This is a genomic window from Granulicatella sp. (assembly GCF_057274575.1).
Genome location: NZ_DBHISP010000002.1, coordinates 52,336 through 65,352, shown reverse-complemented (window position 1 = coordinate 65,352; position 13,017 = coordinate 52,336). Strand labels below are relative to the sequence as shown.

Here is a 13,017-nt window from a genome sequence, read left to right as displayed (position 1 = left end):
TAAGAGAATAAATATGATGATGACGGAGAATGCTTACGGATTTCTTTATACTCACTGTAAAAGGGCAACGGCTCGAGTCTGGCGTCTCTCGCTTTTAAAGCCTCAAAGAAGGAGTAAGGAATTCTTCCTAACTCCTTCTAATTCGCATTTAATGCGATTCCTCATTACAGTGAGTATAAAATCCGTAGGATTCTCCGTCATCATTTTGTAATTATAGAAAAGTTTGGATTTCTACAAGACTTCACCGGGGAAGTGACAGAAGAGGGTATGTGCTTTTAACGAGGTGCTTAAAATGGTTAGTGCTACACTGGTTGAATTTATGCATTGAGTTATAGGAAAAGAAGAATACGAGTGATATCTTATAAGGTATCACTCATTATAATGTATACATTATAACGAGTGTTCTTTTGTTGTTGTTGGCACTTGGTTTTTTGATTGTTTTCCGTGAGTTTGTTATGATAAATAAGTAATATTATAGTTGAAGGGAAGACCGTATGAAGAAAAAGCCGATATTAAAAAAACAGATGAATCGACAATATTATTATTTATTCGGCCTGTCTGTAATGTTAATGATACTAGCATTTGTCATCGAATCACCAAAGTTCTTAGTGAGTGGGATGATGACGATACTAGTATCGCCAAGTCAGTTGTTTACGGATTATATGGAAATTGCGTCTGTTGGAAGTACCTTGTTAAATGTCGCGATTATGCTCGGTATCAGTATTTATAGTTATAAAAAACTGGAAATTCCTTTAAACGGAACAGTGATTGGAAGTTTGGGCATGCTTGCTGGATTCTCATTTTTCGGGAAAAATCTCTTCAATAGTATCCCATTTATGATAGGGGTATGGATTTATACGAAGGTAACGAAACAAAATTATCGAAATTATGTCATTGTTGGATTATTTGGATCTGCTTTAGGCCCATTGATCTCTTTCCTAGCATTTAGCGGAGTTCTACCACAAGGATGGAGCGTTCTAATCGCGTATGCTTTAGGAATTTTTATTGGTTTCATCTTACCTCAACTATCCACACAATTTCTTGGGTTCCATCAAGGGTTTAGCTTGTATAATGTCGGGTTTACAGCTGGAATTATTGGAATGGTTGTTCTAGGATTTATGAATGCATTTGGAATTGAAGTAGAGACTAGAACACTAACAAGTACACAGAGTCCATTGATTTTGTATCAACTGCTAATCGGATTTTGTGTGATTCTGATAGTGACAAGTTTCTATTTACATTTCAAAAAGAAAGAAAAATATCATTTTAAGTTACTCTTAAAGCTTTCAGGACGTTTGCCAAGTGATTTTGTTGAAATGACGAATCTGGCAACAGTGACACTGAACATGAGTATTATAGGATTTATATTATTAGGATATGTTCTTATGAATGGGGGACAGTTAAATGGTCCGATTGTCGGAAGTATTATTGGTGTTATGAGCTTTGGGGCGTTTGGGAACCAAGTGAAAAATACAGTTCCAGTTTTAGTGGGGATTATGATTGGTTCTTACTTGACGGGAGTAGAACCTACAAGTACGAGCGCCCTTATTGCAGCGATTTTCGGAACGACACTTGCTCCGGTTAGTGGTTATTATGGGCCGTTTGCGGGGATGATAGCAGGATTTGTTCATATTACACTAGTAAGCCATGTGGTTGTAATGCATGGTGGACTAAATCTGTATAATAATGGGTTTGCAGGAGGATTCGTTGCAGCGCTTCTCGTACCAATTTTTGAAATTTTTGAAGGCATTCGTCAAGAGATGAAAGAAAGAAAGGCAGAGGGATAATGGCAACAGAAAAGGATTTTGTAAAACGTATCGTAAAGGAAATGGTGGATTATTTCCTTTATCATGAATTGTATGACGTGACTACACATGTATCTTATGTACCGCATGAAAAAGCAACGATTACGTGCACTGCGCCTTATACAAAATTACCTGAAGACTTAGATTTACTAGAAGCTGGGCTTTCGGTTGAGAAACATTTAGAATTAGATTCGATGTATAGTTCGTTAATGGGAACGCATAATCGTGATAAGAATTATTGCATGCTCGGACAATGTGTCGATGACTATGATGTGGAAGTCTCAGATAGCACATTAAAAATAATTGTTGAGCGACTCTTTTAAGGAGGAAATAGGATGACAACTTTTTATAAAGTAGGAAAAATCGTTAACACTCAAGGTCTTTGTGGAGAAGTACGAGTGATTTCGACGACCGATTTTGCTGAAGAACGTTATAAAAAAGGAACAGAATTAGCCATTTTTAAAGAGGGGGAGTTCCTAACATTTGTGACAGTGGCAAGTCATCGTCGTCACAAAAACTTTGATTTGTTAACGTTCGAAGGAATGAACCGTATCGAAGATGTTGAAAAATACAAAGAATGTCTCCTAAAGGTAGCCGAGGAGCAATTAACGGAATTGGAAGACGATGAATTTTATTACCATGAAATTATTGGACTCGAAATTGTAACCGATGAAGGCGAAGTGCTTGGGAAAGTAACTGAAATTCTTTCTCCAGGTTCAAATGATGTCTGGGTGGTAAAACAAAAAGGAAAGAAAGAACTGTTGATTCCATTTATTGAACCGGTCGTTTATAAAGTCGACAAAGAAGAAAAGAAAGCTTATATCCATTTATTGGAAGGGTTGATCGATTAAGATGAAGATTGATGTATTAACATTATTCCCTGAAATGGTGCAAGGGCCGATGACGCAATCGATTATCGGAAAGGCCATTGAAACAGGAAAAATCGAGTTTGAAACAACAGACTTCCGTCAGTATTCAAATGATAAACATAATCATGTGGACGATTATCCTTTTGGTGGTGGAGCGGGGATGCTTTTAAAGGTGGAACCAATCGATTTAGCACTCGCGTCGATTCGTGAGCGTTCACCAAAAACAACGCCACGTGTCATTTTAATGGATCCAGCTGGGAAGACTTTTACGCAAAAGGATGCGGAAGAATTAGCTAAAGAAGAGCATTTGGTGTTTATTTGTGGTCACTATGAAGGCTATGATGAACGCATTCGTACTCTTGTAACAGATGAATACTCGATTGGAGATTTCGTTCTAACAGGTGGGGAATTAGCTGCCACGGTGATGATTGATGCAACAGTTCGACTTTTGCCAGATGTATTAGGAAATGATGCTTCTGCAGTGGGAGATTCTCATTCCACAGGATTGTTGGAACATCCGCAATATACGCGCCCAAGAGTCTATAAAGACATGGAAGTACCTGAAGTTTTGTTCAGTGGAAATCATGCAAAAATTGCGGAGTGGCAAATGAAAGAATCCCTTCGTAAAACTTATTTAAGAAGACCGGATTTACTGGATAAGTATGAACTTTCAAAAGAAGAAGAGAAGTTACTGGAGCAAATTAAGGGAGAAGAGGGATGTTAAATGAGAGAACATTTAAGTCCAGAAGAAATAAAAGTTTTTCAAAAGGTGATCGAAAACGATTCGGGTAGATCAGAAATGGTGCAACTCTTTAAACTTCTAGGAGATAACACTCGGTTGAATATCATTACACTTTTAACTCGAAAAGAACCTTTATGTGTGGAAGACTTGATGAAATGTACAGGGATGGAGCAATCTGCAATTTCTCATCAGTTAAAAAAACTAAGAGCCCACCATATCGTGAAGGCAGAAAAAGTTGGAAAACATGTTTGGTACTCCTTAGAAGATCATCATGTATTACAACTTTATAATTTAGCGGATGAACACTGCTGCGAAGAGCATTCATAGGTTTTATTTTTACTAAGAAATTCTCTGTAATTTGCTTGCAATTGAAATGCAAGTATGCTAATATATTTCGAGTGAGTGAGACTTCACTCAGAGATAACGATATTCCGCTGATTGGACATACGGCCAAGTCATGAGTGTTTGTTGGAAGGAGAAAAAAACATGAGCAAATTAATCGAAGAATTAACTCAAGAACAATTACGTTCTGATATTCCTGCATTCCGCCCTGGTGACACTGTACGTGTTCACGCTAAGGTTGTTGAAGGAACTCGCGAACGTATCCAAATCTTCGAAGGCGTTGTTATCAAACGTCGTGGTGCTGGCATCAGCGAAACTTATACAGTACGTAAAGTTTCTAACGGTGTTGGTGTGGAACGTACATTCCCATTACACACTCCACGTGTAGCACAAATCGAAGTAGTTCGTTACGGTAAAGTTCGTCGTGCTAAATTATACTACCTACGTAACCTTCGTGGGAAGGCAGCACGTATCCAAGAACGTCGTCGTTAATAGAAACTTCAAAAGAGATTGGCTTTGGCCAGTCTCTTTTTTTGTGTAAAATAATTTAGAATAATTCTAAGTTAATGCTTGACATATGAATGGTCTTTCATGTATTATAATTATAAGAAGAAATAGTGAGGGGAGATATCATGGATTTAAAAGAACAATTACATAAAATTAAACATCTATTTAATAAAGAAAAATCTCATGAAGGGGAGACATGCCAAGATCATTACTTGCATCACGAAGACCACTACAATGAGCATGAACACAGTCATGGGCACGGACATCATCATGGTCACGACCATGATGATAGTAAAGCAGTCATTTTTTATATTGCAGGACTAGTCCTTTATATTATTGGAATGGTTCTTCATTTTATGGGGAACGGGGTTGCGAATATTTTATTCATTCTAACGTTATTCTTATCGGGCTACCATGTAACGATGGAAGGTATTGAAGATACGATTGAAAAAACCAAAAAGAAAGGGAAGTTTCAACCGAATGTGCATATCTTAATGACGCTTGCGGCTTTGGGAGCTGTGCTCATTGGAAATGCGGAAGAAGGAGCTTTACTGATTTTGATTTTTGCAGGAGCTCACTTCCTTGAAGAGTATGTAGAAGAGAAAAGCCGTAAGTCGCTAACGGCATTATTACAAATGAATCCAACGCAAGCTCGCCTGATTCAAGAAAATGGGGAAGTCGTTGTCGTTGAAGTAGCAGACATAAAAATTGGGGATACATTAGAAGTATTACATGGGGACCAAGTACCAATCGATGGCGTCATTACAAAAGGTTTAACTTCGATTGATGAAGCAACCATTACAGGTGAAAGCATGCCTCGTTCAAAAGGAGAAGGAGATGAAGTATTCGCGAGTACAGTGAACTTATCAAGCCGTATTGAAATGAAAGTCACTGCAGCAAGTACGGATACGGTTTTTGCGAAAATCATGAAGGTTGTTGAAAATGCACAACATTCAATGAACAAGCAAGCAACTTTTATTCAAAAGATTGAACCAATTTACGTGAATATCGTATTGATTATTTGGCCAATCTTCCTATTATTTGGATATTTCTTAATGGGATGGGATTTAAATACAACACTCTACCGTGGAATGGTTTATCTTATAGGAGTGTCTCCATGTGCCTTAGCAGCGAGTGCGGTTCCTGCAACTTTAGCAGCGATGTCTCGTTTATCAAAAATGGGGATTTTAGCTAAAGGTGGAGCAGCCATCTCTCAATTGCAAGACTTACACGTGATTTCTTTTGATAAAACAGGAACGTTAACAAAAGGAACTCCTGATTTAACGGATTACTGGTTTGAAGATGAAACAATGATTCCAGCAGTGGTTGCGATGGAAAAACAATCCACACATCCGCTGGCACAAGCAGTCGTTCAAAAATTTAGCGACTGGACAGTTTTAGACGAAGAAATCGAAGTGGAAGTGCTTGTGGGACAAGGGGTACGTTCTGTTGTTAGCGGTGAACAAATCCATATTATTAAACCACTAGATACTGTAGATCGTACACAGGAAGTTTCTAATCGTCTGCAAGAATGGGCAAGCGAAGGCAAGACGGTTGTAACGGTTGTAAAAGATAATAGAATTGTTGGTTTGATGGCCTTTATGGACCTTCCAAACGAAGCCTCAAAAGCGGTGCTCGATTACTTCAAGAGCGAACTTGTGCATACAACAATGATTACAGGGGATTCAAGAGAAACAGCTGAAATGATTGGTATGAAGCTTGGAGTACAAGAAGTTGTTGCAAATGTATTGCCAGAAGAAAAATTAGAGAAAATTCAATCTCAAAAAGAACGTTATGGATTAACAGCTATGGTAGGAGACGGTGTGAATGATGCGCCAGCTCTTGCGACAGCTGACATCGGTATTGCGATGGGAAATGGGACAGACATTGCGATTGAAACTAGTGATATTGTCATTATGAAAAACGACTTACAAAAGCTTGTTTCAGCGCATAAGATTAGTAAGAAATTACACCGTGTCATCTTAGAAAATATGATTTTTGCGATGTCAGTCGTTGTAATGCTCTTAATCCTTAACTTCTTTGGATTAACGAACATCGGCTGGGGAGTTGTCTTACATGAAGGAAGTACCATTTTAGTACTTTTAAATGGACTACGATTACTTACACCAATAGAAGAATAAAAGAAAAAGCAGAACAAGGACGCAGAGAAATTAGATTGTCCAAGTTCTGCTTTTTTGCAATAGGAATTACGCCTGGTCAAAACAGACGCGGTAAGTATCACTTTCAGGAATGAGTTCTAATGGGAAATTCGTTCTATAAATACTATAATCAGGGAATTGCTCTAAAAACATGACGAAGTTATTAGGATAAATACTTAACATCTTTGTAAAGACATTATCTTGATCTATAATTACAGTTTTTATTTCACTGATATCTTTTACCCATGGGGTTTCTACATGGAAATAACTCCCAGGCGCAATATGATATTCATACTTTAAAATAGTTATCGCTTGTTCTAACATAAAATCCCTCCATTCATTACACTTTAAGTATAGTGTAAATGTATGCGTTTTACAAATAGATGTTCATTTTTGAGCAAAATATCCCAAAAATTTCTCTATAATGACCATTTTTGATTTAAGATTCATTAATAAAAAAGATTAGAAAGAATGATAATTCAGAAATTAAGCTGTTTTTACATACAAAGAGGATACTTTGTGATACAATGGATAAAGAAGGTGTTGGAAATTGGCGAGACATGGAAAGAGGCGGGAGCAATGGTAAAACGTGTCACGAAAGAAATCAAGAGTACAGTAGAAACCGAACTCAGAAAAGGAACAAGCAAATCGAGAATTGCCCATTTGTTAGGTGTTCCATACGATGAAGGGGTTCAGATTATTACACAAATCAAGGAGTCGATAAGACCAGAAGTTGGCAATCGGATTCGATTTACTTTTAGAGAGCAAGAGATGATTGGGATTATTTGGAAACTACTAGCCAATAGTGCCGTTGTTGTCATTGATTGGAATTCCTCTAACCAATGCATGAAGGATATTTGTGAAGCTAGAACGGTTGTTAATTTTAAGGATATTGTGGAATTTTTACCGATTGAAAAATAGAGGAAGGTCCAAGGTATGATGAGCTACCTTTGGGCCTTTTTACTTTGATGAACTTTATAAATTAGGTCCTTTAAAGTATAATATAAATGAAATGACTGTGGAGGAAATTGATGACTGAAAAATATACAATCACAAATAATCTTCAATCCGATGATTTTGAAGAAAAGTTAGAAAGTGCAATCGAAGAATTTGAATATAAGATTAGCGCAAAGGACTATCAAGTAGACTTAGTCCCTTTTTTACAATTGTTAGAAAAAGGAAAACGTTGGGACGATTTAACTTACTATGTAGAAGAAGCAGCACTTGAGTTTGACACCAAAGCGAATCAGTGGGAATGGAAGATAAAAGTTGCGGTTCATAACCATCAATTCCATCATGTGGAAGAGTGGATGCAAAAAGAAGAACTTATATCGGTATTAGGAATGGAACGTATTTTAGAATTAACGTTGTTATGTGAAAAAGAAAAAAGTGAATTTACCCAAAGTGAAGTGATAAAACTGCAACAGTTAAGTGAGAAGCTTAAGAAGGATAAGGTTTTATCCGAGGAACAGAATTCTTATATTGTAAGAACGTTAACCCAGATGAAGACGCCTTTAAAATGGTCTGTAGTGGAGTCCTTTCTTTCAAGTGCCAAAACACAATTATTTTGGAGAGGATTTTTAGTGGAATATTGGTTAAAAGAGGGTCCTTCGAAAAGGATAAATTTTTATGATGCTTTTTCTAACAATAGAGTGGAAATTTCTAAGGAGAATACTACATCGGTTTATGAGAATCGAGTATTCATTGAAATTGAGTCTTTGATTTCTAAACAAGCCCAGTTAAGCGAAGATATGAAGGAATTGTTACTTCAAAAACTTCATTCGGATTTTTTACGTGTAGCTCCTTTTGCTGAAAACTATTTTAAAGATGCTGGGGAATGGGTAGAGACACAATTACAAAGGGAAGATTTGCTACTAAGCTTGTATGAAGGAGATGATGCTTTTATAAAAGCTCATCAAACACTTCATAACTGTTAAAAATCGTCGTATCCAGTATAATAGAGATACATTATTAAAGGAGGAATCCATATGGAAGTCGGAATTGTAAAATGGTTCAATAACGAAAAAGGATATGGCTTTATTCGCAATACAAAAACGGATGAAGATATCTTTGTTCATTTCACAGGAATTGTGGCAGAAGGTTTCAAATCGTTGAAAGAAGGCCAAAAAGTGACTTTTGAAATTTCAAAAGGAACACATGGAGTTCAAGCGACTCATGTGGAGACTCTTGTAGATTATGATTAAAGTATATACGGATGCAGCCGTCAATGGAAATCCTGGTGAAGTTGGGTTAGGAATTCTATTGGTAAAAGATGGAGAACAATTTCCTTATAAATTTCCCGTAGAAAAGAAAATGGATAATCACCTTGCCGAGTTTACTGCGATTTCTAAAGCATTGGAATTATTAGATGCCAAGCAGTACCAAGAAGAGTTAATTTTCATACATACAGACTCTAAAGTAGCTGCAGATGCAATTTTGAAAAAATATACAAAGAGAGAGGATAATAGAGTTGTCCTTCAGGAAATACTACGTCAGTTAAAGCAATTTTCTCAGTTATTTGTTAAATGGATACCAGAAAGTGATAATCGTGGCGCAGATCAATTAGCGCGCCAAGCCTTACAGCAACGATTAACACAACAATAAAGGAGAGTTTTCATGAACGAAAAAACTTTGTATTATAGTAGCTTATGCCCAGATACAGCTCCATTCAAAGAAGCGATGGCAAAGCTTGGGATTTCTGCTAGAGAAGTGGATATCACCTCTAGTATGAAAAACTTAAAAGAATTTATCAGATTACGAGACCGTGAAGAAGTGTTTATTCCAAGGAAAGAGCAAGGGATGGTGGGGATTCCTTGCTTAATTACAGAGGAAGGTTCTTTCATTTTTGAAGTAAGTTCCTTAGAAGCAAGGTATCTTTAATCAGTGGAGTTTCCTAAAGAATCATTGCAGACAGTCCTTTCCATTTATTTTGTTGGAATCAATAGTTTATTATTCATTTTGATGGGAATTGATAAGTGTTGTGCAATTTTAAAAAAATGGAGAATTTCTGAGAAAACTTTATTGTTGCTTGGAATTCTTGGTGGAGGTTTTGGGGGCCTACTTGGGTTATTCATTTTTAATCATAAAAAGAGGAAAAACTATTTTTTAATTACTTTTCTAGTGAACATTTTTTTCTGGTTAGTCATTGGGGTAGTTTGGATGTATAGAAAGTAGGGTACATGAATAAACAAGAGAGATTTTATTTTGATATTTGGATTGCTTTATTAAGTATGTTGTCAGGAATGGTTAATGTATTGACCTTGTTATTGTTTTTAACACCTGCGACTCATTTTACCGGGAATATTACGCAATTTGTTTTAGCGTTAAATCAGGGGAAATGGGATATAATGATTCGCCTTTTAGGAATGATCATCTGTTTTGGTGGAGGCGGTGTGCTATCAGGTATTTTATTTTCTAAGAAAAAATTTGAACCTACTAAACGGTATGGCCTTTTACTGTTAACATTCGGCATCATTATGTTAGTATTATTTTTGTTAGGGCTCAGAGATGAACGCTGGCTCTATTATTTTTCATTTGTTGTGGGAACACAAAACGGAATGTTTATTTATTACCATGGAATGATTGTTAGAACCTCACATTTTACCGGATATTTAACCGATATTGGAGTGGTAATTGGGCGTCTAATTCGAGGGCAAAAGAAAGACCGTTGGAAAGTACTTTTCTATTTTACAAGTATGTTATTTTTTGGAATTGGGGGAACTATTTCTTTCCAATTTTTCCAACTCTATTCGGATGCGACGATTGTGTTAATTAGTGTGGGATATATGATTCTTGGTTTTTATTATTTTTCATTCCGTAAACTATTCTTTCATTAGGAGGAAATTATATGAAGGTTTTAATTGTTGTAGATATGCAAAATGATTTTGTAGATGGAGTATTGGGATCAAAAGAAGCCGTTTCGATGATTGATACTGCGGTGGAAACCATTACCTCATTTGATGGGAAAGTATTTTATACACAGGATACTCATGGAGAAGACTATCTAGATACTGAAGAAGGCCGTCATTTACCGGTCGTTCACTGTATTAAAGGAAGCCAAGGGTGGAAAATTCATCCCAAAATTGAAAAAGCATTATTATTAAAAGACGCAACAGGAATTGAAAAATCTACATTTGGTTCTGAAAAGTTAATGGGAATTATTGAAAAGGAAGTTCCTGATGTAGAAAGCATTACACTTATCGGCATTTGTACAGATATTTGTGTAATCAGTAATGCAATGCTTGCTAAAGCGCATTTTCAAAATACACCTGTTACCGTTATTTCTAGTGCTTGTGCTGGAGTTACACCAGAAAGTCATGAGAATGCATTGGAAGCGATGAAGATGTGTCATATTGAAATTCAATAATGGAGGAAGCATATGAAAGAGCAAGATCCAAAAGATAGAATTAGAGAAATGTCCGTGTTGAATCTCATCATGTTGATTGGGATTGTTATCGGATTTGGGATTGGAATTCTAATCGATAATATGATTGGTGGAGTTGCTATCGGGATGTTAGGGGCGTTTATTTGTCGCCTATTATACATTCGTAAAAAATATAAAGAAATCAATCCAAAAGATAAGAAAGAGTAGGCACATTTGTTGCACTACTCTTTTTTCATTGTCATAATGGAGAAAAATGAATGGAGGGATTTTTAATGGAACAATTTGCAAAAGATGTAAGCCAATTTGTGGAAACAACTGCTGAGAAAGTAGAAGCGTTAATCGGTGAAGGAAAGGAAGTCGTTCTTTTTGTGGGACGCCCAACTTGCCCATATTGCCGTCGTTTTGCTCCAAAGATGAACGAAGCGCGTGAAGCTTTAGGAAAAGAAATGTACTTTATTAACTCAGAAGACAGAACAAATGAAGCTTTAGCAGCATTCCGTTCAAAATACAATATGCCAACAGTACCTGGTTTACTCGTTGCTCGTGATGGAGACGTTCGTGTAGTTTGTGATTCATCACAAAGTGTAGAACAAATTAAAGCCTTTATTGGATAATAAATAAAAGTCAAAACTCTCCGTGGAAGTGATTTGCGGAGAGTTTTTGCATGCGAAAAAATAGTTCATTACCATATATGGTAATGATTTTTTAGGTCTGTGCTCAAATTCGATATTGTGATAGAATGAAATAGAAATAAAAAGGAGGGGTTCGATGAACGAGATTAAATGTCCACATTGCCAGACGGTTTTTACGATTGATGAGAACTCGTATGCAGATATTGTGAGCCAAGTGCGCAATAAGGAATTTGCAGAAGATGTTCATAAGCAATTGGAATTTGCGAAGAAGCAATTTGAGACGGAAAAGGCACTCGCAAAAGAGCAAGAAAAGCGTCTATATGATGAGGAACGTGCGAACTTTGAACAGAAGATTCTTTCGCTTGAATTAGCGTTGAAGAATGCAGATGTCAAAGAAGAAAAGAATGTGCAAGAAGCACTCCATCAAAAAGAAAAAGAATTTAATGCGCTCCAAGCAGAATTGGATCAATTAAAACAACAACTTCAATTCAAAGAAGTAGAATTGTCTCAAAAATTCCAAGAAGATTTACACGCAAAAGAACGTACGATTCTTGAACTCAAACAAGAAAAAGAGTTGCAACAAAAAGAACAAGAAGTACAACAAACGGCTCTAAAAGAAAAATATGAATTGGAATTACGTTCGAAGAAAGATCAGTTTGAATTAGAGTTGAAGGCAAAAGACGAAGCCATTGCGTTCTATAAAGACTTTAAGGCCAAACAATCAACGAAGATGGTGGGAGAAAGTTTAGAGCAACATTGCGAAATCGAATTTAATCGCCTCCGTATGACGGCATTCCCTCGCGCGGAATTTGGAAAAGATAATGATGCCAAGACGGGAAGTAAGGGGGATTACATCTACCGAGAATATGATGAGAATGGAGTTGAAATTCTATCCATTATGTTCGAAATGAAGAACGAAAATGACGAGACAGCAACGAAGAAGAAAAACGAACACTTCTTTAAAGAGTTGGATAAAGACCGTCATGAAAAACAATGTGAATATGCCATTCTTGTAAGTCTACTTGAAGCAGATAATGAATTGTATAACACAGGCATTGTGGATGTGTCGTACCAATTTCCGAAAATGTATGTCGTTCGTCCGCAGTTCTTTATTCCAATTATTACCTTGCTTCGTAATGCCGCTCTAAATTCATTGCAATATAAACAAGAGTTAGCTTTGATGCGTGATCAACATATTGATATTACCCACTTTGAAGAAGACCTTGAGACGTTTAAAAAAGGTTTTGCTCGTAACTATGAACTTGCGAGTAAAAAATTCCAAAGTGCCATTGATGAAATTGACAAGACCATTAAGAGTCTGGAGAAGACCAAGGCAGCCTTGCTTTCTTCTGAAAATAATTTACGTTTAGCCAATAATAAAGCAGAAGACTTAACTGTAAAGAAGCTTGTAAAGAACAATCCGACGATGAAACAACGATTTGAAGAATTGGAGTAAATGGAATTGTTTTTTTAGGGAGGCTTTTCAATGAAAATTATCGATAACTGTTCTCATTTAGAATTGAAATTAAGAAAAATGACCACCTTCTATGAACACTTAAAAAAAATTGAAAAATAAA

19 protein-coding genes are annotated in these 13,017 nt (G+C 36.4%); 18 read left to right on the top strand and 1 reads right to left on the bottom strand.

Annotated features, from left to right (window positions below; genetic code table 11):
- The first annotated feature begins 494 nt into the window (after positions 1 to 494).
- The 7 genes from ACO5V7_RS01695 to ACO5V7_RS01665 all read left to right on the top strand — a co-directional run bounded on the left by ACO5V7_RS01695 (position 495) and on the right by ACO5V7_RS01665 (position 6,406).
- On the top strand, positions 495 to 1,787 hold the full coding sequence (locus ACO5V7_RS01695) for a DUF1576 domain-containing protein (RefSeq protein WP_485484805.1): 1,293 nt from the start codon (positions 495 to 497) through the stop codon (positions 1,785 to 1,787).
- Positions 1,787 to 2,128, top strand: coding sequence for a hypothetical protein (locus ACO5V7_RS01690; RefSeq protein WP_485484804.1), 342 nt, complete (start codon positions 1,787 to 1,789; stop codon positions 2,126 to 2,128). Before ACO5V7_RS01695 ends, ACO5V7_RS01690 begins: the two co-directional genes overlap by 1 nt.
- A gap of 12 nt (positions 2,129 to 2,140) precedes the next feature.
- Positions 2,141 to 2,656, top strand: a complete 516-nt coding sequence (gene rimM, locus ACO5V7_RS01685; protein WP_485484803.1) for a ribosome maturation factor RimM — start codon at positions 2,141 to 2,143, stop codon at positions 2,654 to 2,656.
- A gap of 1 nt (position 2,657) precedes the next feature.
- Positions 2,658 to 3,398, top strand: a complete 741-nt coding sequence (gene trmD / locus ACO5V7_RS01680; RefSeq protein WP_485484802.1) for a tRNA (guanosine(37)-N1)-methyltransferase TrmD — start codon at positions 2,658 to 2,660, stop codon at positions 3,396 to 3,398.
- On the top strand, positions 3,399 to 3,743 hold the full coding sequence (locus ACO5V7_RS01675) for an ArsR/SmtB family transcription factor (protein ID WP_005606731.1): 345 nt from the start codon (positions 3,399 to 3,401) through the stop codon (positions 3,741 to 3,743). It begins immediately after the preceding gene.
- Between the two features lie 159 nt (positions 3,744 to 3,902).
- Complete coding sequence (gene rplS, locus ACO5V7_RS01670) at positions 3,903 to 4,250, top strand: 50S ribosomal protein L19 (protein ID WP_005606730.1); 348 nt, start codon at positions 3,903 to 3,905, stop codon at positions 4,248 to 4,250.
- A 140-nt stretch (positions 4,251 to 4,390) separates the two neighbouring features.
- Entirely contained in the window at positions 4,391 to 6,406 is a 2,016-nt protein-coding gene (locus ACO5V7_RS01665; protein WP_485484801.1) for a heavy metal translocating P-type ATPase, read from the top strand.
- A gap of 66 nt (positions 6,407 to 6,472) precedes the next feature.
- On the opposite strand, the gene ACO5V7_RS01660 is transcribed toward ACO5V7_RS01665, so the two are convergent.
- Complete coding sequence (locus tag ACO5V7_RS01660) at positions 6,473 to 6,748, bottom strand: hypothetical protein (protein ID WP_263089740.1); 276 nt, start codon at positions 6,746 to 6,748, stop codon at positions 6,473 to 6,475.
- A gap of 255 nt (positions 6,749 to 7,003) precedes the next feature.
- On the opposite strand from ACO5V7_RS01660, the gene ACO5V7_RS01655 reads away from it, so the two are divergent.
- The 11 genes from ACO5V7_RS01655 to ACO5V7_RS01605 all read left to right on the top strand — a co-directional run bounded on the left by ACO5V7_RS01655 (position 7,004) and on the right by ACO5V7_RS01605 (position 12,896).
- Positions 7,004 to 7,345: a DUF2187 domain-containing protein gene (locus tag ACO5V7_RS01655; protein WP_298650139.1), complete on the top strand. Its 342-nt coding sequence runs from the start codon at positions 7,004 to 7,006 to the stop codon at positions 7,343 to 7,345.
- Positions 7,346 to 7,455: 110 nt separating this feature from the next.
- On the top strand, positions 7,456 to 8,361 hold the full coding sequence (locus ACO5V7_RS01650; protein WP_485484800.1) for a hypothetical protein: 906 nt from the start codon (positions 7,456 to 7,458) through the stop codon (positions 8,359 to 8,361).
- Positions 8,362 to 8,412: 51 nt separating this feature from the next.
- Entirely contained in the window at positions 8,413 to 8,628 is a 216-nt protein-coding gene (locus ACO5V7_RS01645) for a cold-shock protein (RefSeq protein WP_259949039.1), read from the top strand.
- The gene (locus ACO5V7_RS01640) at positions 8,621 to 9,028 is read left to right on the top strand and encodes a ribonuclease HI family protein (protein ID WP_485484799.1); all 408 of its coding nucleotides are present in this window, start codon (positions 8,621 to 8,623) and stop codon (positions 9,026 to 9,028) included. Before ACO5V7_RS01645 ends, ACO5V7_RS01640 begins: the two co-directional genes overlap by 8 nt.
- Positions 9,029 to 9,040: 12 nt before the next feature.
- Positions 9,041 to 9,304, top strand: coding sequence for a glutaredoxin (locus ACO5V7_RS01635; protein ID WP_485484798.1), 264 nt, complete (start codon positions 9,041 to 9,043; stop codon positions 9,302 to 9,304).
- 3 nt (positions 9,305 to 9,307) lie between these two features.
- The gene (locus ACO5V7_RS01630; protein WP_485484797.1) at positions 9,308 to 9,598 is read left to right on the top strand and encodes a DUF1294 domain-containing protein; all 291 of its coding nucleotides are present in this window, start codon (positions 9,308 to 9,310) and stop codon (positions 9,596 to 9,598) included.
- Positions 9,599 to 9,603: 5 nt separating this feature from the next.
- Complete coding sequence (locus ACO5V7_RS01625; protein WP_371491194.1) at positions 9,604 to 10,260, top strand: YoaK family protein; 657 nt, start codon at positions 9,604 to 9,606, stop codon at positions 10,258 to 10,260.
- An 11-nt stretch (positions 10,261 to 10,271) separates the two neighbouring features.
- Entirely contained in the window at positions 10,272 to 10,790 is a 519-nt protein-coding gene (locus tag ACO5V7_RS01620) for a cysteine hydrolase family protein (protein WP_485484796.1), read from the top strand.
- A gap of 12 nt (positions 10,791 to 10,802) precedes the next feature.
- Complete coding sequence (locus tag ACO5V7_RS01615) at positions 10,803 to 11,015, top strand: hypothetical protein (protein WP_485484795.1); 213 nt, start codon at positions 10,803 to 10,805, stop codon at positions 11,013 to 11,015.
- A 50-nt stretch (positions 11,016 to 11,065) separates the two neighbouring features.
- On the top strand, positions 11,066 to 11,422 hold the full coding sequence (locus ACO5V7_RS01610; RefSeq protein ID WP_485484794.1) for a DUF6568 family protein: 357 nt from the start codon (positions 11,066 to 11,068) through the stop codon (positions 11,420 to 11,422).
- 154 nt (positions 11,423 to 11,576) lie between these two features.
- A complete protein-coding gene (locus ACO5V7_RS01605) occupies positions 11,577 to 12,896 on the top strand; it encodes a DUF2130 domain-containing protein (RefSeq protein WP_485484793.1) in 1,320 nt (439 codons plus the stop codon).
- Positions 12,897 to 13,017 lie beyond the last annotated feature (121 nt).

Excerpts from the sequence above, each read along its gene's own strand:
- ACO5V7_RS01695 (WP_485484805.1), top strand. The coding sequence starts at position 495 with ATGAAGAAAAAGCCGATATTAAAAAAACAGATGAATCGACAATATTAT.
- ACO5V7_RS01690 (WP_485484804.1), top strand. The coding sequence starts at position 1,787 with ATGGCAACAGAAAAGGATTTTGTAAAACGTATCGTAAAGGAAATGGTG.
- rimM (WP_485484803.1), top strand. The coding sequence starts at position 2,141 with ATGACAACTTTTTATAAAGTAGGAAAAATCGTTAACACTCAAGGTCTT.
- trmD (WP_485484802.1), top strand. The coding sequence starts at position 2,658 with ATGAAGATTGATGTATTAACATTATTCCCTGAAATGGTGCAAGGGCCG.
- ACO5V7_RS01675 (WP_005606731.1), top strand. The coding sequence starts at position 3,399 with ATGAGAGAACATTTAAGTCCAGAAGAAATAAAAGTTTTTCAAAAGGTG.
- rplS (WP_005606730.1), top strand. The coding sequence starts at position 3,903 with ATGAGCAAATTAATCGAAGAATTAACTCAAGAACAATTACGTTCTGAT.
- ACO5V7_RS01665 (WP_485484801.1), top strand. The coding sequence starts at position 4,391 with ATGGATTTAAAAGAACAATTACATAAAATTAAACATCTATTTAATAAA.
- ACO5V7_RS01660 (WP_263089740.1), bottom strand. The coding sequence starts at position 6,748 with ATGTTAGAACAAGCGATAACTATTTTAAAGTATGAATATCATATTGCG.
- ACO5V7_RS01655 (WP_298650139.1), top strand. The coding sequence starts at position 7,004 with ATGGTAAAACGTGTCACGAAAGAAATCAAGAGTACAGTAGAAACCGAA.
- ACO5V7_RS01650 (WP_485484800.1), top strand. The coding sequence starts at position 7,456 with ATGACTGAAAAATATACAATCACAAATAATCTTCAATCCGATGATTTT.
- ACO5V7_RS01645 (WP_259949039.1), top strand. The coding sequence starts at position 8,413 with ATGGAAGTCGGAATTGTAAAATGGTTCAATAACGAAAAAGGATATGGC.
- ACO5V7_RS01640 (WP_485484799.1), top strand. The coding sequence starts at position 8,621 with ATGATTAAAGTATATACGGATGCAGCCGTCAATGGAAATCCTGGTGAA.
- ACO5V7_RS01635 (WP_485484798.1), top strand. The coding sequence starts at position 9,041 with ATGAACGAAAAAACTTTGTATTATAGTAGCTTATGCCCAGATACAGCT.
- ACO5V7_RS01625 (WP_371491194.1), top strand. The coding sequence starts at position 9,604 with ATGAATAAACAAGAGAGATTTTATTTTGATATTTGGATTGCTTTATTA.
- ACO5V7_RS01620 (WP_485484796.1), top strand. The coding sequence starts at position 10,272 with ATGAAGGTTTTAATTGTTGTAGATATGCAAAATGATTTTGTAGATGGA.
- ACO5V7_RS01615 (WP_485484795.1), top strand. The coding sequence starts at position 10,803 with ATGAAAGAGCAAGATCCAAAAGATAGAATTAGAGAAATGTCCGTGTTG.
- ACO5V7_RS01610 (WP_485484794.1), top strand. The coding sequence starts at position 11,066 with ATGGAGGGATTTTTAATGGAACAATTTGCAAAAGATGTAAGCCAATTT.
- ACO5V7_RS01605 (WP_485484793.1), top strand. The coding sequence starts at position 11,577 with ATGAACGAGATTAAATGTCCACATTGCCAGACGGTTTTTACGATTGAT.